This window comes from Zunongwangia atlantica 22II14-10F7, assembly GCF_002094855.1.
Classification (GTDB): domain Bacteria; phylum Bacteroidota; class Bacteroidia; order Flavobacteriales; family Flavobacteriaceae; genus Zunongwangia; species Zunongwangia atlantica.
This window is the reverse complement of sequence record NZ_ARYN01000022.1, coordinates 21,604-44,165: the sequence shown is the minus strand read 5'-3', so window position 1 is coordinate 44,165 and position 22,562 is coordinate 21,604. Positions and strand designations below refer to the sequence as shown.

Here is a 22,562-nt window from a genome sequence, read left to right as displayed (position 1 = left end):
TTATTTATTTTTGAAATTCCCAGTAATCCAGATGAAATAATTCACCGCTTTTTCCTTTAAAAACGAAGAAAATATCGTGAATTCCTCTTACTTTTTCTATATCTGAATTATATATTTTGCAACTATCATATGCTTTATCGATTTTGCTGGTTCCTATCAATCTTCCTTCTTTAGAATCAAGACGTATTTCTATGCTTCCTCCTGAAAAAGACTGTGCTGAAACATTGAATTTTGAGGCTCCATCTTTAAAATCTGCTCCCGTCACCATAATATAATCACCATCGTTAATCGAGGTGACATAAATCATATCCTGTTCTTTTTTAGTTTTAACGCCTTCGCTCCACGCCATAGTTTCTGCTTCTGTTCTTCGGAAAGGATTCAGGTTTTCTATTTGATCAGGACCTTTATCATTCCAGTAAGGAATTTTCTGAATGGTTCCATCTTCATTATATTTCATTTCAGCAGCATCTACAGAACGTCTTTCATAAAAGGTTGAAGTCTTGCTTTTAAGAATATCATAACTGTGACCAAATGCATACGATTTCCCTTTATATTCGATAATCCCGGGATGATTTCCCCTTGTTTTCTCGGTTGCATCCATAATCATCCCTTTGTATTCCCAGGGACCTTGGGGCGAGTCACTCATGGCGTAACCTAAACCTTCTGGGCAACAGGTAGAAGCATAAGCCATATAATAATGGTCATCATGTTTCCAAACCCATGGGCCTTCCTGGTAATTATCTGGTTTTGAATTGATTTTTATAACATCTCCTTCAATAGAGATCATATCTTTATTTAACTTCACATAATAAACATCAGGATTTCCCCAGTAAAGGTAGGCCTGCCCGTCGTCATCGATAAACGGAGAAGGATCTATATCATTCCAGATATGATCGGTATCAATTAGTCGTTTTCCCAGGGGGTCCTTAAATGGACCATAAGGACTATCGGAAACTAAAACTCCAATACCGCTGCCGTGCATAGGGCAATAAAGATAGAATTTACCGTCTCTTTCTATGCTCTGTACAGCCCATGCGCCATTATCCTGCGGCGCCCAACTAAAATCTTTTAGGGAAGCTACCGCTCCATGTTCTGTCCAATTTACCATATCTGTAGAGGTGTACAACAGCCAATCCAACATTTTAAAGCCTTCTGCATCATCTTCGTCATGCGAAGTATAGAGAAAAATAGTATCGTTATACACCATTGGTGCAGGATCTGCGGTGTATTTGGTTTGAACGATTGGTTTTTGAGCTGTGGCTGTAGTAACCAAAATGATAGCAAATACAGTCACAGCATTATTCAATATGCTCAAAATTTTCAATTTAATATAAGATTAATTTGGTGTAGCATCATTGGCAGAAGTGGCATAAAGCCCAACCATCGCACCTGTAAAACCTCCAGCCACATCTGTAGAAAGAATATCCCCGGATACTTTCCCACCCAGGTTTTGATACTGCTCTCCATCAAGCGCATAGCTAAATTCGTACTCATCTCCGTTAGCCTGTACTTTTAGAGAAAAAGGATTATCCAGATCAATTTTCTTGCTTGCTATAATTTTAGATTCACCGTTTTCGGTTCTTTCCAAAAGCAGGTAATAATCCTTGTCTTTTCGGGTAATCCCGAAGGCATAATTAAAACGCTCATTCTGGTAACAGGTTATTCCGGCCATATCTTCAGCAGACTTAGGTTTGTACTTCATCTTAGTCATAAAGCTAAAGTTTTTATGCATCTGGCGATGGAACAAGGTAGACGTTGGAGCCAGTTCATTAATATTTGTCGCGAAAGGTTCAAGCTGAAGTCCGTCTTTAGTTTTTTTCATAAAAGCTTCTCTTGGACCTCGTAGGCCTATCCATCGATAATCCAGGGTATCTGCCTGGAAATCGTCTGTAAAAGTGAAGTTCCCATTAGGGAAAAATCCATCTTTCCCGGTGTGGTTCTCTACACCTGCTGGCATTTCAAGTTTTGGTTCCATAGGTACCAGTCCTTTTTCAAAAACCGGAAATTTTCCTGACCAGTCCACAGGTAAAATAAAAGTTTCTCTTCCGGTAGTTACCTGCCCTGCTTCATTTGGTCGAATGGCAAGGAAAACACCGTAATATTTATCATTTGGTCCTTTAACAATATCGGCATGCCCAGCCCAGTCTACCATATTCTCACGGTCTTTGGGAAAATAACGCTGGGTTAAAATAGGATTACTTGGTGCAGGCTCATAAGGCCCTTTTGGGTTGTCACTTACAAAAATAACTTCGCTATGCCAGTCACCGGTACCACCTTCAGCACACATTAAATAGTAAAGTCCGTCTTTTTTATAGACATGCGGTGCTTCTATCCAGATGGGTTTATCTTCAAGATCTACCCCGCCGTTTACGATAACCTTATCGGTTCCTTCAACAATCTGATCTTTTTCTACATCGTATTCCCAGATTTTAATCACTCGGTGTCCCTGATAAAGTGCTTTTTCTGGCGCATCGTTGTGTACCACATAAGCTTTACCATCATCATCAAAGAAAATAGATGGATCGATCCCGGCAAAATTTAGTTTGTAAGGTTCGCTCCAGCCCTTCATAGGGTCTTTGGTTTTTACCACGATATTTCCTGCTCCACCGGCAAAGGCTGTCGTGATCATATAAAAAGTATCGTTATTTTCATTGTAAGTGATTCCCGGTGCATAAACTCCCTGACTTATTCCGGTATCATGAACGTCCAGCTGGGAAGTTCGGTCTAATACGTGCCCAATCTGTGTCCAGTTTACCAGATCATTAGAATGGAAAATAGGTACCCCCGGGAACATGGCAAAAGAGGAACAAACCATATAATAATCATCTCCTTTGCGGGAAATGGCAGGATCTGGATAGGTTCCCTGAAGTATCGGATTATAGAATTCTCCTTCTTTTAGTGGATATTTCTTATAAACCTCATCCTCACCTTTGTAAGTAGCACTTAAAAAAACCGGTTCGTTAGTTGCTCTTTTGGGTTTTGGTTCATTATCATTTTTATTTCCTGAAAATGAGAACAGCAGTAAGGTCATTAAAATAAGTGCGGGGCTGTACTTGTAAAATGGTGATTTAAATGGTTTTTTCATGCTCTCGAGTTCTTGTATTAATTTAATTATAAACTTTTGTACTTGTATTTCTTTTATTTAAATAATAATTGGGCGTACTGATGTAAACATCTGCGCCAGGTAAGCCATTCGTGTGCCGTTTCTGGTGACTCATAAAACGTATAGTTGATCCCTTTCTTTTCTGCCATTTCCCTAAAATCGCCTACAGTTTTAAAAAACACTTCGGGCTCCCTGGTACCAAGCCCAAGCCAAAGTACTTTGAGCTTTTCATTGACCTTATCGGCATCGTTAAAAGCACCGTTCAGAAATGTTTCAGGATCAATTTTTTCATTCCCGGGATAATTTGATGTTCCACTGAAACCACCGTAGTAGGCAAACAGATCCAAATTATTCATTATGATTCTCATCGTCTGATTGGCACCCATGGAAAGTCCGGCAATGGCACGATCTTCCCTGCTGGATTTTGTTCTGAATTTTTTATCGATATTAGGGATAACCTCTTCGATAAGGACTTCTTCAAAAGAAGATTTTGGATAGCCATTCTTAGCAATTTGCATTGCTTCCGGTTTGTAGGCATAGCCATTATCCATAACCACAATCATCTTTTTAGCTTTACCAGAAGCGATAAGATTGTCCAGAATTAGATTGGTATGTCCCTGAGAAGCCCATCCGGTTTCATCTTCATAGCTGCCATGCTGAAGATAAAGTACCGGGTAACGCTTTTCTGAATTTTCAAAATATCTGGGTGGCAGGTACACAAAATTGCGGCGCCAGTCCTTAGTGATTTCAGAAAAATAAATATTTTCAGTAATACTGCAATGTGCTACATCTTTCATCGCATAAAACCCCATATCGTGAGCGGGAATTTCAATACCACTGCCCCATCGGCCCGCCCCGTAATAATATTTTGAACCGGGATCTGGAACAGACGCACCATCGATATTCAGCTGATAATAATGAAACCCTTCGTCTTGCGGAGCAGATTCTCCCGTCCAAACTCCTTCTTCGTTCTTTTCGAGGTCATATTTTACCCCGCCAATATCAAGTTGCACTTTATGGGCCTGCGGAGCTTCAATGCAGACTCTTACGCGACCTTCAGCGTTTACTTTCGGAAATTCTCTTCCCGGCTGATTTACCGAGGATGCTTGAAAATCTTCTTTTACCTTATCATTAGTTTGTGCTGAAACCGATAAAGAAAAAATGCCAAGCAAAATGACTATTATGAGTTGCATTGGATTCATATCTTCTAGTTGAATAATAAAGGTGCCAGTTTATGCAAACTGCGTCGCCAGGTTTGGAATTCGTGGGCTGTACCTTCAGAAATATAGCTAATCGCATTAAATCCGGCAGCCTTAAGTTCTTCTACTGAATTTTTAACTGCTTCGGGACGTTCTTTACTTCCGCAGCTAATAAAAACAAGTTTCAGATCTTTATGATTTTGTAAATCTTTAGGTGAATAGGTACCGCCACTTAAAAGGGCATAATGAGAAAATACTTCTGGTTTGTTCAAAGTGATCATTTTGGTTTCCATACCGCCCATAGAAAGACCGGCCATGGCGCGATGTTCTTCATCGGCGATGGTACGGAAGTTTTGATCTACATAAGGAATAAGTTCATCTACCAAAACGGTTTGAAAATGTTTAATATCGAAGTCTTTTAATCCGCCCCATTTAATTTCATTGGTCATTCCGTATGTCATTACGATTAGGAAAGGTGCTGTTTTCCCTTCCGCAATAAGATTATCCATAATAAGATTGGCGTGTCCCTGGTTGCTCCATGCGGTCTCATCTTCACCCCAGCCATGCTGTAGGTATAAAACTGGATATTTTTTATCTGTATGTTCGAGATATCCGGGAGGAGTATACACAAAAGCGCGACGTGAAGTATTGGTGCTTGGTGATGGAAAAAGAATTTGCTGAACACGACCGTGAGGAACATTTTTTAAAGCATAAAATTCCTTATCCTGCGCTGGAATTTCAATACCGCTTTCCCAACGAACCGAGCCGTAATAATTTTTTGCGCCCGGATCGTTAAAGGTACCTCCGTCTACATTTACGTGATAATAATGGAAACCTTCGTCCATAGGTCCTGCCGTAGTTCCCATCCAGACTCCTTCTTTGTTTTTTTCGAGTTTGGTACCTCCCTGGCCGCCTAATCCCAAGCTCACCCGAACACTGTCGGCCGCGGGAGCTACAATTCTGAAACGGGCATAACCCTGAGAGTTCACCTGGGGATATTCTTGACCAGGCTGATTTTTAGAAGAAGGCTTAAAGTCTTCTTTAATTTCCTGCTGCGGGTTTTGTGAGAAGCCGGAATAACAAAGCAGGATAGCCACAAAAACTAACATCTTATGTTTCATAATTTGCTTATTGGTTTTTAAATAAAAGAGGGGCAAACATATATAAATCGTGTCTCCATACCGGCCAGGCATGGCCGCCAGGATATTCATTGTAAGTATAATCGATATTCATTTTATCGAATTTTGACATCATTTTTTTACCATTTTTATAGGCGATATCCTCTTTTCCACCTTCGGAAATATAAAAATGATCAAGATCTTTATTGATCTTATCTGCGTTTTCACTCATATAGCTATACTGCGCCTCGGCAATCCCGTTATTGTTGCCAATCCAACCTGAACTGAAAACACCAAGCGATGAAAAATGATCGGTGTTTGGGATACCTGCATAAAGTGTCTGGATACCACCCATCGATAAACCGGCCAATGCTCTGCTGTCTGCATCGTCGATAACGCGATATTCTTCCTGAACATGAGGGATCAGTCCCTTAAGTAATTCATTTTCGAACATTTTCAATCCGTTTTCATCAAAGGCTGAAACCGGCATATTCCCGTCTGGCATAATTACCAGCATAGGTTTTGCTTTTCCTTCTGCTATAAGATTATCAAGAATCAGATTGGTTTTTCCCTGCTGTGCCCAGCCACGTTCGTCTTCACCACCGCCATGATATAAATAAAGGGCAGGATATTCTTTATCGGTATTGTTATCATAACCAGGTGGGGTGTAAACATAAAAAGTTCTCCAGCTGTTTAATAACGGTGAGAAATACTGCTCCATTCTAACATCACCATGAGGAACATTTTTTAAAGCATAATACTCATCCCCGGCAAACGGAACTTCTATCCCGCTGGCCATTTTTCCCATTCCGTAAAAAGTTTCACTATTAGGATCGGCCACGGGAACATCATCAATAAGAATAGAATAATAATGAAAGCCTTCAGTTAGTGAATCTGTTGTAACTTTCCAGATCCCGTCTTTATTTTTATCCATATCGTATTTACGCCCCAAATCTACTTTCACGTCTCTGGCTTCTGGAGCTTTTACCTGAAAAACTGCACGCCCATTAGGTAAAATCTGCGGATATTGAGCGTTGCCTACATTGGTGGAAGCGGGTTTTCCTAACAGACTGTAATCGTTGAATTTCGATTGATCTACCGGTTTAAATATCATTTTGGCAAACATGTAGAGTCCGTTTTTCCATACTTTAAAATCGTGTACACCGGGTTCGATATAATAAATATGGGGTACGTCATTTTTCACCAGATATTCATGGGTTCGCTCGCTAAAGCGCAATAAGTTATCGTTGTTACCACACGAAATCCATAAAAGATTTAATTTTTCGCGGGCTTTGTCTGGATCGGGAACCAGCTCTTTTGGCGTTTTGGTATTTGGCGCTGAAGAAAAAGCGCCTACCCAGGAAAAAGTATCGAGATTTCCAAGCCCAAAATTCAAAGTTTGTCCGCCACCCATGGAAAGACCAGCTATCGCCCGGTTTTCCCGATCTTTCTTCACAGGAAATTTTTTTTCTATATAAGGAATAAGATCTTTTAGCAAATCTTTTTCAAAATTGGCAAAAGCAGCAACTTTGGTACTATCGAATATATTTCCAAGGGCGCGGTCGTCTTTCATTGCCCTTCCGTTAGGCATCACCACGATCATAGGCTCAGCTTTTCCGTCAGCATACAAATTATCGAGAATCACCTGCGGATTCCCACCACGTAGCCATTCTTTTTCATCGCCACCAATACCGTGCAATAAATAAAGCACCGGATACTTCTTATTTTCTGAATAGTTAGGCGGAGTATAAATTAGTGCTTTTCGTGTAGTTCCAACGGTTTTCGATTTATAACTGATACTTTCCAGCTTTCCGTGGGCAATATTGTCTCTTTTCTGGTCAAAACCTTTTGGCGCTTCTTTTTCCAGTCCTTCAAAACCTTTCGCCTCCAGCATTTTTTCGGCATAACGTCTTCCTAGCTTTCTATAACCTTCAGCCGTAAAATGCAGATGATCGTTCACGGCTGTACACCCTTCAGAAGAAACCACATAAGCGTTAGGAATAACTTCAGGAAGCTTCGCAATAATATCATTCATGCTGGCGCATGAGCCTCCTTCTTCTTTGCTAACCATTTCACCAGTGAGTAAAGGTGTTTTTTTGGGATCTAGTTTTAGATCTTTAATCAGGTTATCATAAACTCCTTTTACTTTTTGTGGCCAAAGAGTATCACCGGTATTCGATTCGCCCTGATGCAACAGGATTCCTTTAATCACCCCTCTTTTTTTACCAGTTTTAGCCATTTCGACAAGCCTTTTATAGGGGTTACCGTCGTATTCCTTAACCATATTCTTAAGCCATCCCGGTGCCGAATCTACATACGACTTATAATTTTCTTTATCGAAAAGCTCGATTTTACAACCGCCAACGGCAACATTTATAATTCCCACCTTAATAGTATCTGGAAGGGTTGCTACCATCTCTCTACCAAAATAATCTGTGGGAGTCAACCCGGTATTACATCTACACAGTGGCGGTTTGGCCGTATACCACTCTCCTTTTTTACGATCCAGATCTGGGCAATCTACTGCCGATAAAACTTTAAAGCGCTCACTAATAGCTAGGGTATCCTGAGGTTCAATTTTGGCGTGCCCCTCCATATTAGACTGACCGAAAGCCAGATAAATATGAAAATTGGGATCCTGTGCCCTGGCGCTAAACGCCAGAATCAGCAGAGAAAAAAGTAAAAATCTTCTGGTTTTCATATTAGTGAATTTTTAATTCTGTTTTTTTAAGCTGTTTGTCATCTGAAGAATTTCCGTAGAAAATATCATAAACGCCCGGCATTACTTTCATGGTTTGTGCTTTGTTATCATAAAATTCAAAAGAATTTGATGGCAGGTTGATCGTTACATTTTTTGTTTCATTTGGCTTTAGATTTACCCTATTAAATCCTTTTAAGGTTTTAATAGGGCCTTCTTCAAGACCTTGTTTATGAATATACACCTGTACAATTTCTACACCTTCAGTTTCCCCTTCATTACTAACCGGAATGGTAATATTAACCGATGAAGAAGTATCTATTTCGGTTTTCTCAAGCTGGCCGTTACCAATTTTGAAACTGGTATAACTAAGACCATGTCCAAAGGGGAAAAGTGGTTCCTCTTTCATAAACCTATAAGTACGCCCGTTCATGGAATAATCTTCAAAATCTGGAAGTTGAGTGGTATCTTTATAAAAAGTTACGGGTAATTTTCCTGAAGGATTATAATCCCCAAAAAGCACATCGGCTACCGCCTGCCCACCAGATTCCCCGCCGTACCATGACTGTAAAATAGCATCGCAAGTGGTGGTTTCTGGCACCAGACCTATGGCTGAACCGGAGTTATTCACAAAAACCACTTTTTTCCCTGCCTCCTTTAGCGCTTTTAAACAGTTTCGTTGTACTGAAGGAAGTGCTATGTCTGTACGGTCACCACCTCTAAATCCTGGATAGGAAACGGGCATTTCTTCTCCTTCAAGTTTGGTTGAAAGTCCGCCGACAAAGATTACGGTTTCAATGCCCTCTAGTTTATTAAGAAGATCCTTATAATTTACGGGAATTTCTTTTCCAAAATTGAATTCTAAATTCGCCTGCCAGTTATTTAGCTGTGCATAATGAATTTCGATTGTATACTTTTTCCCTTTTTCAACTTTATACGGAAGTTTAGAAGGCAATGTGCGCCAGTTATTGTAGGTACTTAAGGATTCTCCGTTTACAAAAAGTTCAAAATGACCTGTAGCGCCAAAATTGAAAATAATTTCCTGATCTTTTTCGGGAATGTATTCTGTCACAAACTTCCCGGAAAAACCTTCAAGTTTAACACCAGATGCAAATTCGTGTTGCCCCGCGGTGGTAAGTTTTATGGGATTTACAATTTGGTGGGTAGCCACTACTTCCCCGCTATAATCTGGAGTATTCCAATAGGTAGCTTTAAAACCCGGTTTTCCCTCATAAGAAATTTTAGAAAAATAACTTTGTGTAACCTTATCTTCTACCAGGTCGCAGGCTTTATTGTAAACAATGTTATTTTCCTCAACTTTTGAAGCAATTCCGTCCAATATCGTTATCGTTCTCACCGGTGTACCGTTATAATTTCCCCAAAGCATTGGTGCATCATCGGCATTGGGTCCTATCACCGCGATTTTATCCTGAGTTTTGCTAAGCGGAAGAATACTATTTTTATTTTGAAGAAGTGTCATGGATTCCCTGGCCATTTTTAAAGCCAGCTGACGGTGTTCTTCGTTATTGATTATCGATGCAGGAATCTGGGCATAAGGAACAATCTCATCGGGATCCATTTCACCAAGTTCAAAACGGCCAATCAATACTCTTTTTACACTCCTGTTGATATCTTCTTCTTTTACCAGACCTTTTTCTACAGCTTCTGGTAATAATTTATAATTATGATTATCCCACTGGCATTCTACATCTGTACCGGCCAGAACAGCTTTTGCTGCGGCGTGCACCGCATCTGATGATACATTATGTGAGGTATAAAAATCCTGTATGGCACCACAATCTGAAACCACAAGATGCTCAAAACCCCATTTTTCCCGTAATATTTGCTGAAGTAGCTGATCATTGCCGCAACAGGGCTCATCGTCTAAACGCTGGTAAGCGCACATTACCTGGCGCACATTGGCATCCTTTACCAACACTTTAAAAGCCGGTAGATAGGTTTCCCAGAGATCTCGTTGGGATACGTTATTTAGATTAAGTTCATGACGGCTCCACTCTGGCCCCGAATGGACCGCATAATGTTTAGCACAAGCCAGTAATTTCTTGTATTTCCTATCTTCTGGCCCCTGTAATCCTTTCACGACCTGAACTCCCATTCTTGACGTCAGGTATGGATCTTCGCCATAAGTTTCCTGCCCGCGTCCCCAACGCGGGTCTCTAAAAATGTTGACATTGGGTGTCCACACCGAAAGGCTCAGGAAACGTTTATTCTCTTCTCCGTTACGCAGTGCTTCGTGGTATTTAGCACGGACTTCATCTGAAGTTGCATCAAAAACCTGATACACCAGTTTATCATCAAAAGATGCTGCCATCCCTACCGGCTCGGGAAAAACCGTAACATCATCGTTATTGGCAAAACCATGTAAAGCTTCACTCCACCAGTTAAACTTTTTAATTCCTAAACGGGGAATTGCTTCAGAAACATCAAACATCAAAGAGGCTTTCTCTTCTAATGTTAATCGGTTCACTAAATCTTCGGCACGTTCTTCCGGACTTAAATTAGGATTTTGATAAGGCTTTTGCTGGGCAGAAACCAACATCCCAATAAGCATAAAAGCTACAAAAACAAGACTAGTTTTTAGTCTAATATTATTCATTGTTCGCAAGTTTTATGATATATTCTTTTCCTGCTTCAGTCGCCAGATCATACTCATAGACCGCTTGTAATTCAGGAGCTTTTATAGTTGCTTCTGAAGAGATGAGTGGCTCTTTAGTCTGGGGAAGTTTAAAAAGCGGATTAGGATTTATACCGGTAGCTTTTTTTAATCCATCACCGGAAAGCGGATAATAGGAACGTAATCTACAATTTCCACCGATGGCTGAAATGATCTTCACTTTAACTGGTTTGTTTTCCTCCCAGGCGATATCGATTTCAAAATTACCCCTGGCTTTTAATCCTTTTACTTCTCCTTTATTCCATGTAGAAGGAAGCGCCGGTAAAATATGAACCGCGCCATCCTGACTTTGTAACAGCATTTCGGCAATTCCTGCAGTGCACCCAAAATTTCCATCGATCTGAAATGGTGGATGCGCATCGAAAAGATTGGGATACGTTCCTCCATGCTCACCATGGTCTGCCTGCCTGCTTGGGGTTAACTGATCGTGAATAAGTGCCAGCGCATGGTCACCGTCCAAAAGACGCGCCCATAAATTCACTTTCCAACCCATAGACCATCCGGTAGATTCGTCACCTCGAGACAGTAAAGAATTTTTCGCGGCTACAAATAATTTTGGAGTACGATAAGGAGAAATAAGATTAGAAGGAAAAAGTCCGTATAAATGCGAAACATGACGATGTTTATCGTCCTGCCGATCCCAGTCTTTCATCCATTCCTGTAATTGTCCCCACCTGCCAATGTGCATAGGGGGAAGATTTGGAATCGTATTTTTAATACTGTCGGTAAATTTTTTATCCTTATTTAAAATTAGGGAAGCTTCCAGAATGTTTGAAAAAACATCATACACTATCTGGTTTCCCATGGTCGTCCCTGCAGCCAGACTTGTACCTTCAGGATGTCCATTTTCGGGAGAATTAGAAGGATTGACCACCATCCATTTATTAATGGGTTCTTGTTGTAGGATATCTTTGTAAAATAATGCGGCGCCTTCTAAAACAGGATAGACTTCTTTTAAAAATTCGGTATCACCTGTAAACAAATAATGTTGCCATAAGTGCTGACTCAGCCAACCTCCACCATGTGGCCATAACCCATAAAAAGGCGGATCTACAACTCCGGAAATTCTCCAGATATCAGTATTGTGGTGCATGTTCCATCCCCGGGCATGATACATTTTTTCAGCCGACTCGTTCCCGGTTTCAGAAATATCCTTAATTAAACCAAAAAGGGGTTTATGCATTTCTGAAAGGTTAGTCACCTCTGCAGGCCAGTAATTCATTTCGGTATTGATATTTACCGTGTATTTACTGTCCCAGGGGGCATTGATTTCTTTATTCCAGATCCCCTGAAGAGTGGCAGGTTGTGTCCCAGGTAACGAGCTAGAAATTAAAAGATAGCGCCCAAACTGAAAATATAGTGCGATAAGCTGCGGATCGTGATTTTCATTAAATTCCCGAAGCCGAATGTTCGTTGGCTTCTTTATAGCTTCTGAAGTTCCCAAATCGAGTTGTACCCTGTTAAAGTATTCCTCATACCTGGCAATGTGGGTCTTTAGAGACTTATCAAATTCATTTTTATACGCCGAGTTTAATAATCTAACGGCCTTGCTTTCTGCATCTTCCGAAAGATCTTTATAGTTTTTAAAATTAGTAGCGATAGAAATGTAGATTGTGGCACGGTTAGCTCCTGTGATTTTTAAGCTATTATCTGTGGCTACAATTTTTCCCCCTTCGATTTTAGGTTTTGCGATTGCAATAAATTTTACTTTCCCCTTTTTATTTTCCTGATCTGAGGAAGTACCCGAAAGCCACACGGCATCATTTTTAATCCTAACGGCGTGTTTTTTTTGCGGACTTTCCAGTCTCATTTCAAAAGAGATGGCGCCTGGTTTGCTAGCTGTGAGCTCTAGCATGATCACGTCGTCTGTAAAAGAGGAGATGATACGGCGCTTATATTTAACGTCACCAATTTTATAAGTAACCGCGCTAAGGGCTTTACTGATATCTAAATCGCGATGATAGTCCTGAACAGCATCTGACTTAGGGAAATTAAGAATTAGATTGCCTACCGTCTGGTAGCTCATTCCACTGTTATTATCATTTTTAAAAAGGTATTTATCTGCTAACTGCTGCCCCTTCTGATAGTCTTCTTTAAAAATGGTCTGCCTGATTTCCTGCAGGTGCTCCTTACTTAGCGTCACCACATTATTTCCGGGCTCCCCGGCCCAAACAGTTTCTTCATTTAATTGAATAGTCTCGGTAGATGTTCTGCCAAAAATCATTGCTCCCAAACGGCCATTCCCCACCGGCAACGCTTCCTCCCAAACTTTAGCAGACTCATCGTAATTTAATGTCATGAGAGAGTTTTGATAAGAATAAGTTTTTGATATCCCATAAATTATAATAATTGCAGAAATCCAGTATTTATACCTCATATCTGTCTTCATAAATAGTCCCCTTAAATAGTATCACATTTTATAAATCTGAAAATCTTGATTTACAAAACTTTTTTCCATCCGATGAAACAATAAATTGACTGCTTTTTTACCATACACCGATGTATCTTGATCGATTGTGAGTACCCTGTTCAGAGAACATTCTTGCTGGATCCTACTACTAAATGCAATAATTGTAATGTCCTCCGGAATTCTATAGCCCCACTTCAAAACACTTTGATAGACTTGATGAGTTAATGATTCATCAGAAAGTATAATTCCGTTAATATTTAAGGACTCAATTTTAGTCTTAAACGTCTTGTGATCATCCTCCTTATGGAATTCTAAGAAATGACTTTGGACTCTGTTCTGCTTTATAGCCTTTAGATAACCTTGCTTTTTCAACTCATCTAAAGCTGTTCCCCGGCCTCTGGTTATAAACAAAGTATTAGTTTTTCCCGACCTAATTAAATCTAAAGTTGCCCTTTCTGTTAAGAATGAATTATTTATATCTAACTGGTCACAATCCATTTCTGGGATAATTCGGTCGAAAATAATTAAAGGTATTTTCTTATTTAAAATTTGTTTTAGATGATCTGTTTTTTTGTAAATCTGCGTCTCAATAGTTGGAACTATAATAATTCCATCTATTCTTTTCTGAATCAGGTATTCCACATTTTGTTTTTCCAATTCTTGAGATTCTTCCGAGAAAAGAGCTATTACAGTATAACTCAACTTGTTGGATTGAGCCGTTATAGCTTCTAAGGCTTTTACATAAAATGTCCTTGTTATTTTTGGGAGAATAACACCTATAGTTCTACTTCGCTGAGGGCTTAAACCGTATGCATTTTCGTTTGGGCTATAATTATAAGTTGCGGCCATTTTCCTTACCCTTTCTTTTATGGTAACACTTATTTCATCACTATCATTGAGGGATTTAGAAATGGTGCCTTTCGACAGATTCAAAATCGCCGATAGCTTTGTAAGGGTTAATGATTCATCCATTAGGAAACAACTGTTTACTTTAAAATCCATCCAAGAACAAGGGACATCTTATGATTAAATGCTGTAAAAATTTTGAATATCTACTAATTACTTTTAGTAAAGCAAATATCGCTAGTACTAGAAATATTAGATATCCTTTCTTCTTTCAAAAATATATGTTGAGTATAAAAACTAAATTAATGGATTAGGTATAAAAATAAATGCCCTCATGTAACAATAACTTTCAAGCCTGTTACATTTTAAGAATAAAATTTATAAAGGTCTTAGTAGTATTAATCACCAGAGTCCAGTATCAATATATTAGATCGACGACACCTTAAAGAGTAAATTATTCTCGACTTATTCTATAGCTACTTCTAGAAGTTTAGGACTTCAAAACCTGCCTGTTTATTTATTAGTAACCATTATTCTGGTCTCCACTGTTAATATTATCGTTCGTATTTAATTCAACTTCAGGGATAGGGAAAAGGTTATGGATACCTTCCTGATAGCCGTATTGGCTTAATTCCTGTTCTGCTAGACCCCATCTTACCAAATCCGGAAAACGTACTTGTTCTCCAGCCAATTCTACTCTTCTTTCATGGACTATAGCATCAAAAACTTCTTCCTGACTAAGTCCATCTGCTAACAATGGCATATCTACACGATCTCTTACCTCATTAATATAATCTATTGCCTGATCCTGATTTCCCAGCTCGTTACTCGCTTCAGCCATCATCAATAATACATCGGCATATCGAATTACATTCATATTGATACCAGATTGTAGATTTTCATTGGTTCTTTTATAATAATTTTGATATTTTCTCCAACCTGCAGGTCTATCTAGTGGGATCTCCTCAATAAGACCACCGGCATAAGTATCTCCCACAACATAAAAACTTTCATCAAAACGAGGATCGTTTTCTTCAAATTCAGCCCTCAATTCATCCGATGGATATGCATTAAACCAATCAAACAAACCATAAGACTGACCTCTCAAACTTGATTCGTTTCCTCCTTCACCATTTACATCAGAATTCCAAAAAGCACCGTTGGGCATAGACTCATCATACTCAACCGCAAAAATCGCCTCGGGACCATGTTCTGTTTCTGCTTTAAAATTGTCATAATAATTATCGGCTAATGCATAATTCCCATATACATTTTCAAAAGCCTGCATGGCCTCTGCATAATTTTCACGATATAAATATACCTTTCCAAGTAATGCATAGGCTGCACCGCGGGTAGCTCTTCCGTTTTCTTCTTCAGCTTTGGGCAACAAGGTCTGGGAAGCATCCTTTAAATCGGTGATAATTTGTGCATAGACTTCTTCTGCAGCCGTTCTTGGAAATCCCTTACCTTCCTCTGGAATAGTGGTAATTAACGGTACATCTCCAAATCTTGTCACTAAATTGAAATAATATAGCGCACGAAGAAATTTGGCTTCGCCTATGTATTTATCTTTCACTTCCTGACTTAAAAGTGAATTTGGAATTTCATTAATTCTATCTGAGTTGGCAATTACAAAATTGGCTTTATTAACTCCTCTAAATTCACTATCCCAAAACGCTCTCACCAATTCTGAACTCGCATCAAAAGAAAAATCCAAGAATATAATTTTATTGGCCTCCTGCTGTATATTAGCTGCATTATCATGAGCCATATTATCCATCATATAGTAATAATTTCTACTATATGAACCGATAGTTTGCAGACTGGCATATACTGCATTTACTGAGGCCCTTACCTGCGCTTCATTCTTAAAAAATGTTTCAGGAGAAAGTTGTGTCGGATTGTTCTGCTCTAATTGGTCTGTATCACAAGAAATCCAAAATAAAACAGAAATAAATATTACTGTAATTTTATATGTTTTCATCATAACTTTAATTTTTAAAATGCAACTTGAAGACCAATTTGAACAGATTTTGGTTGAGGGTAATTACCGCGGTCTATACCAAGCTCGAAATTGTCTCTTGCTGCTCCATTATTAAGTGAAATACGTCCAATTTCTGGATCAAGGCCAGAATAATCTGTTAAGGTCAATAAATTCTGCCCACTTAAATAGACTCTAAATTTTGAAAATGTATCATTGAATAATTCTGAAGGAAAAGAATATCCTATTACTAAGTTTCTTAATCTGGAGTAGGAACCGTCTTCAACATATCGATCTGAAGCGTTCGTGTTTTGAGTGGCTCCTAGTGCTCTGGGAATACTATTGGAGGTACCCGGACCAGTCCACCTATTTAATACCTGGGTGCCGGCATTAAATGTTCTTGTCATTCCTTCTAAATCGTAAATATTGGTGTTAAATACATCATTACCTATCGAACCATTTACAAATAAATTCAAGTCAAAGTTTTTATAATTCGCACTAAAATTAAATCCATAAGTAAAATCAGGATATGGATTTCCTATTTTCATTTTATCGTCGGAATTAATTTGGCCATCATTATTTAGATCGACATAACGAACATCACCAGGCTTAACAGCGGTTTGGTTTGGATTAGCCGTTAATACTTCATCAATTTCCTCTTGTGTCTGGTATATTCCGTCAGTTTTATATCCATAAAAATAAAATAGCGGCTCCCCTACAGATATTCGTGATACAAATTCTCCTTCAAAATTGGCTCCCGGTATTGCAGGAACTCCACCAAGCGATATCACTTCATTTTTACTAGTTCCAAAATTAAGATTAGCAGACCATGTAAAATCACCATCATAATCATTATACCCTAAGTTGGCTTCTAAACCATGAGTTTTAACAGAGCCAACATTTTCAGTAATAACCGGATCATTATAACCTAAAGAGTATGCTAATGGACGATCAATTAAAAGATCATCACTTTTGTTATTATAATATTCGAAGGAAAGTGTAAACTGATTGTTATTAATTCCTACATCTAAACCTACATTTCTCATCTCAGTTTCTTCCCATTTTAAATCAGCATTTCCCAAACCATTCGCTGTAGTTCCCTGAACCGGACTACCGGCAATTGGATAGATAAAATTAGTAAGTAGGGTTGAACTATATCGATAATCTCCTATATTATCGTTTCCGGTAGTTCCCCAACTACCACGAAGTTTTAAGTTGTTAAATATGGAACCATCCATAAAACGCTCTCTGCCCAAGTTCCATCCAGCAGATACAGAGGTAAACCATCCCCATCTGTTACTTTTACCAAATCTTGAAGATGCATCTCTTCTAAGCGCGAATGCAAGGAGATACTTCTTATCGTAATTATAGTTTAACCTTCCCAAGTAACCGATACGCACATACTCTGCAGAGCTTGAACCGAGATTGGCTCCTTCTAAAGACAATTGTTCTACTTCATCTGAAATTTCATTTCTACTACTGGCATTGATAGACTCATTTTTAATCGTTTGCTGCTCAGACAGTAATAGAAATTCAATATTGTGGTTTTCTAAAAAAGAATCTTTATAGGTTAAGCTATTGGTATAGGTTAGGGATTGATATATTCCTGTATTTTTGGTTATCTGCGCATAAGGAGTACTATTTGTAGATGTTTCATCATCGTTATAAGAAGGAATAAAGTTGGTATTTTTAAAGTTACTGTAATCCAGACCTACCTGAGATTTAAACTTTATTTTATCGAAAAACTCATATTCTGCAAAAAGGCTTCCTATGACATTAACAGAGCTATTACTTGCGTTCCCTATGCTTTGAACTCGTACCGGGTTTTCTGCATCCTGACCATCAATAGAACTACTGGGCCCCTGAAAACCTCCTAAGTTATCTGGATTATAAACAGGTAGATAAGGAGCAATTTTAATAGCATGTTCTATAATCGAACGTCCTCCACTATCTCTTTCAGGGTTTTGTTCATCAAAAGAAACACCTAAAGTTTCTCCTATAGTTAAATTGCCAAAAGTGAAATTACTGTTGGCTCTAAAATTGAATCTTTCATATCCCGTTTCAATCATAGCACCTTCCTGCTCTAGATAACCTCCGGAAAACCGATAGTTGCTATTTTCGTTCCCTCCAGAAAGCGCTAAATTATAGCTCTGCATAAGACCGGCTCTAAAAATTTCATCTTGCCAGTCTGTATCATTATTTATAAAATCTGTATATTGAGAATCTGAAACCCTTGGAGGTGTAGCATCTAATTCGTCCAAATATTGTATATACTGTTGAGTATTTAATACGTTATACCGAGAACTTATAAAATTAACCCCCGAGTAAGCATCAAAGTTCAGAGATGCTTTTTGAGTGCCTTTACCTTTTTTGGTCGTAATTAGAACCACACCATTGGAACCTTTAGAGCCATATACCGCTGTGGTTGCAGCATCCTTTAACACCTGAATATTTTCTATATCATTCGGATTTAGATCTCCCATCCCAGAAGCAATAATACCATCAATAACATATAGAGGGCTATTGTTATTAGGCGTTCCCAAACCTCTAATACTCACTACAGGCGAATTTCCTGGTGCACCGCTATTTACTACGTTTACTCCGGGAGCTCTTCCCTGTAGTGCCTGATCTGCCGTTGCTACTGGAACACTGGCAATCTCCTCCGAATCAATAGAAGAAATGGCGCCTGTCACTTCCGAACGATTTTGAGTACCATATCCAACCACAACAACGTCCTCTAACGATTGCGTATCAGATTCTAAAGTAACATTAATTTCAGTCTTGGAATTCAACGGAATTTCCTGTGTTTTATAACTTAAGTAGCTAAATACAAGTACAGATCCTTTAGGTATATCTTCAAGCACATATGTACCATCAAAATCTGTGGTAACACCCTGCGTTGTCCCTTTCACAATAACGTTCACACCAGGTAACGGACCAGCATTGTCTTCAACTATTCCGGATACCGTTACAATGCCATCCTGTGCAAGACCTAACTGACAGAAAAACAAAAACATCAGAAAATTAAATTTTAATAAATATTTCCCCATAATAAAAATTTTAAATGGTTAGAATCACGAAATCGATTGCTTTAATAATTAAAAAAAAATAGATTTACAAGCGCAACTAATAGTTTTAATGACTACAAGTTTAATAATTTAAAAATTAATTATCAAATAAAACCATCTTTTACTGATAAAAAATAATTTTAAACTATAAAAAATGATGTATTATTAAATCATCAAAAGAGTTCATCTATATAGATAGCAATAAAATTCTAAAAATTTATGCAATCGATTTCATAAATTCTTCTTTCTATCTATACCTCAATAGTAGAAAGTAATCTTTGGGAAAAAACTAAAATGGTTGCTAATACCGGTGATATTATGCTCATGCCTGGCCAATCCAAATGTTGAGCTTAGTCCTTAAAACCTTTTACAATTATAAAATTGAAAAATAAATGGATGATTCGTATTAATAATTTTTTTGAAGCCTGTACTAAAGGAAATATATACGCTATTATTAATCTTTACGATCAAAGCCTCGTTTGGGCTGAAGGCATGACTAACAAAGTGTAGTGTTTGGCTTTACGTCTCATAATTTCTAAGTAACAACTTACAATAATATTCATTCAACTCTATGTCCAGTCTAATATAGTAATTCCAACCTTCAAGAAGTATATTAAAGCTTCTATAAGAATGAATAAAGCTTTTATCGAATGCACTACAAAAAATATTGATCATAGTATAAATTTTGTTTTCAATCCTAATTTCAACTATTTTTAAAACCAAAGCAGGTAGTTTTGAGACAAACTGCCGTTGGTTGCAATAATTCAAGATATATGAAATTAAAAATTTTTAGCATAATAATATTTTGCCTAATACTACAGGGTTGTAATAAGGAAAGACCAGAGTCAAAGTACTATCAAAATGAATTCACAGGTGAAATTCTAAGCAAAGTAGAATTTGATGAACTAAATATGAAATTAATTCCTGATACAACTAAAGAAAGAGTGTCACTTAGATTTCGATTTACAAAAATGACCGAAAAAGGTGATTCTTTAATTCAATCATTTAAATATTAAGGATAGGAAAAAAGTATATAAAGCGATCAGCTGATTTTAAAAAAATTGGAATGCAAATAGAGCCGCATAAATTCAACCTACTGAATGGAAATTCTATAACAATTGGAGGAAAAACTGAAAAACCAATATTTATAAATCTATGGTTCAAATCTTGCCGAGGATGTATAGAAGAAATGCTGTAAGCTTCCCTTAAAAGCGAACTGTTTAAAAGTATAATATTTTGCTTAATTTTAAACAGTAATTATGAAGAAGAGTAAATATTCACCACAACAAATCGCCAAGATTTTAAAGGAATTTGATAATGGCAAAACGGCCGCTGAGATCAGCCGGGAGTACAAAATCAGCACAGCTGCTTTTTACAAGTGGCGGGAACGCTATGGCGGTATGAACGGTAAAGAACTCAAGCGTTTAAAAGACCTTGAGGAAGAAAATCGAAGGCTCAAGCAGATGTATGCCAATTTATCGCTGGATCATCAGATGGCCAAAGAGATTATTGAAAACCTGCCTGCCGGCAGGCAGGAAAGCTTTAAAGCCCTGCCGTAAACGAGCTATCACAAAAGAACTTATTCATTACGGTATTAGTAGGGCATGCCGTGTTTTGAATATGAGTAAGAGTGTTTATTGCTACAGTCCTTTGCCGAAGAACGATACTGCGATCGAAACAGCTTTACAACAAAAGGCTGAAGAACACTCGGAAGAGGGCTTTTGGATGGCTTATGAACGATTACGCCATGAAGGTAAGCCTTGGAACCATAAACGGGTGTACCGGGTCTATAAAAAACTTGGTTTAAGTTTAAGAAGAAAGGTAAAAAAGCGATTACCGGCCAGAGTCAAAGAACCTTTGGAAGTTCCATTGGCTCTCAATGGTAGTTGGAGTATTGATTTTGTTACTGATGTTTTAGAGAATAAAAGACGCTTCCGCGGCCTAACAGTTATTGATGATTATAACCGGGAAGCATTACATATAGAAATTGATTTTTCATTGCCCAGCAAGCGTGTCATTTGGGTATTAAACCATTTAATTAATCGCAGGGGAAAACCTCAAAAAATAAGGATGGATAATGGTCCTGAATTTGTAGCTAAGATCGCCTCGGAGTGGAGTCAGATGCAAGGCATCATTTTTCAGTATATCCAACCCGGAAAGCCGACACAAAATGCATTTATTGAAAGCTTTAATGGAAGTTACCGAAGAGGAGTGCTCAATAAGTATATCTTTGAAGATCTAAACCAAGTCAGGGAACAAACCCAAACTTGGATGGAAGATTATAATAACGTCCGGCCACATGATGCCTTAGGAAAAATGGCACCTGTAGCCTATGCAGAATTTCTTAGTTCTGGCGGTACCGCCAGAACTATGAAAAACAGTAATTTTAGACAATCAGGCAGTTCTAATTAGGGGAAGCTTACAGGAACTTTGACTGAATTCTTCTGATACACTCATTAGGTTTAATATCTTTTATTTCTTCTTGTTTCTGGAGATCACTCATAAGTCTTCTTCATTTTTATTGAATGTTCATTTAAAGGTATAAAGTGATTATGGGATTATATGTCAGAGGTTTGTGAAATTATTTTTGAATTTAAACTAAATCGATCGAAAGATTTTTTAGAATGTTTATTCAATAATGGATGTGATTAAACAGAAGAGTTATTTTTGGAGTATTAGAATAAATTTGAAGCTTGTGTCATAGAGTTAATAATCTATCTAGTATTAATTCTTGTATGCAGAAAATAAAACCTATTCATCCAATCATTGGTGGAACAAAATAGGAAAAAGCATCCATAGGATAGCTACCTATGGAGGCTGTCGACCAAACTAACTTATAGGTTACTAATTTGCGGACCTATACACTTTTAAAGATATCTAATTACAAGCGTTTAAACCCCAATATAATGTTAAAATATTAATATAATGTAAATTAAAGCAATTTAAATTAAATTAATCGTAATTAAATTGCGTTTTTCAGCAATTGATTCTTAAGTTGATAAAAAGAGGAATGTACGGGCAGTGATCGAGATATAAATATTCATATGCTTGATAAATCATCAAGAATTGATATTACTTCTTTCCAAGATGGCGCTTATCAGACTGTCTCTATCCAACTTATCATAATTAGTGATTCCTAGGTTTCTTGCATTAATCTTAAGCCCTTCGTCAGAATAGGATTTAATATTAGATTCCTTGGAGTATTCTTTATTTTGTGATATTATCTTAGCTTTTTGGTTATTGAATCCGTTTTTACGTAGAATGACATACTGTTCATCATCCATTTTTTTGTTCTTGTCTCTTTTCATAGCAATGTTTTCACTAGATTTATTTAAATTATTTAAATTATTGATTTTATGATTGTCATTTTTTGATCCCGAGGTAAAGGAGGAATTCGATTAAATTTGAATCATAGACTTATAATCCATTTTATAGTAATATTAA

Annotated in this window: 11 protein-coding genes and 1 pseudogene; 1 reads left to right on the top strand and 11 read right to left on the bottom strand. The window is 37.8% G+C overall.

Annotated elements, in window-relative coordinates:
- Positions 1-4: 4 nt before the first annotated feature.
- The 10 genes from IIF7_RS18575 to IIF7_RS18530 form a co-directional block, all read right to left on the bottom strand.
- The gene (locus IIF7_RS18575; RefSeq protein WP_084843183.1) at positions 5-1,315 is read right to left on the bottom strand and encodes a glycoside hydrolase family 43 protein; all 1,311 of its coding nucleotides are present in this window, start codon (positions 1,313-1,315) and stop codon (positions 5-7) included.
- A 21-nt stretch (positions 1,316-1,336) separates the two neighbouring features.
- Positions 1,337-3,085 (bottom strand): glycoside hydrolase family 43 protein, encoded by a 1,749-nt coding sequence (locus IIF7_RS18570; RefSeq protein WP_139801367.1) that lies wholly within the window; start codon positions 3,083-3,085, stop codon positions 1,337-1,339.
- Positions 3,086-3,138: 53 nt separating this feature from the next.
- Positions 3,139-4,296: an alpha/beta hydrolase-fold protein gene (locus IIF7_RS18565; RefSeq protein WP_245801676.1), complete on the bottom strand. Its 1,158-nt coding sequence runs from the start codon at positions 4,294-4,296 to the stop codon at positions 3,139-3,141.
- 14 nt (positions 4,297-4,310) lie between these two features.
- Positions 4,311-5,423 carry an alpha/beta hydrolase-fold protein gene (locus IIF7_RS18560; protein WP_084843180.1) on the bottom strand — a complete coding sequence of 371 codons (1,113 nt, stop codon included), beginning with the start codon at positions 5,421-5,423 and terminating at the stop codon, positions 4,311-4,313.
- A 7-nt stretch (positions 5,424-5,430) separates the two neighbouring features.
- Complete coding sequence (locus tag IIF7_RS18555) at positions 5,431-8,121, bottom strand: alpha/beta hydrolase-fold protein (protein WP_084843179.1); 2,691 nt, start codon at positions 8,119-8,121, stop codon at positions 5,431-5,433.
- A gap of 1 nt (position 8,122) precedes the next feature.
- On the bottom strand, positions 8,123-10,735 hold the full coding sequence (gene xyl3A / locus IIF7_RS18550; protein WP_084843178.1) for a xylan 1,4-beta-xylosidase: 2,613 nt from the start codon (positions 10,733-10,735) through the stop codon (positions 8,123-8,125).
- On the bottom strand, positions 10,728-13,112 hold the full coding sequence (locus IIF7_RS18545) for a glycoside hydrolase family 95 protein (protein WP_245801675.1): 2,385 nt from the start codon (positions 13,110-13,112) through the stop codon (positions 10,728-10,730). Before IIF7_RS18545 ends, xyl3A begins: the two co-directional genes overlap by 8 nt.
- A gap of 111 nt (positions 13,113-13,223) precedes the next feature.
- Positions 13,224-14,195 (bottom strand): LacI family DNA-binding transcriptional regulator, encoded by a 972-nt coding sequence (locus tag IIF7_RS18540; protein WP_176219003.1) that lies wholly within the window; start codon positions 14,193-14,195, stop codon positions 13,224-13,226.
- Between the two features lie 394 nt (positions 14,196-14,589).
- Complete coding sequence (locus tag IIF7_RS18535; protein WP_084843176.1) at positions 14,590-16,056, bottom strand: RagB/SusD family nutrient uptake outer membrane protein; 1,467 nt, start codon at positions 16,054-16,056, stop codon at positions 14,590-14,592.
- Positions 16,057-16,067: 11 nt separating this feature from the next.
- Positions 16,068-19,100 (bottom strand): SusC/RagA family TonB-linked outer membrane protein, encoded by a 3,033-nt coding sequence (locus IIF7_RS18530; RefSeq protein WP_084843175.1) that lies wholly within the window; start codon positions 19,098-19,100, stop codon positions 16,068-16,070.
- A 1,277-nt stretch (positions 19,101-20,377) separates the two neighbouring features.
- Here IIF7_RS18530 and IIF7_RS18520 point away from each other — a divergent pair.
- A pseudogene (locus IIF7_RS18520) lies at positions 20,378-21,530 on the top strand (IS3 family transposase).
- A gap of 647 nt (positions 21,531-22,177) precedes the next feature.
- Here the strand turns inward: IIF7_RS18520 and IIF7_RS18515 are convergent.
- Positions 22,178-22,426, bottom strand: a complete 249-nt coding sequence (locus IIF7_RS18515) for a hypothetical protein (protein WP_084843173.1) — start codon at positions 22,424-22,426, stop codon at positions 22,178-22,180.
- Positions 22,427-22,562 lie beyond the last annotated feature (136 nt).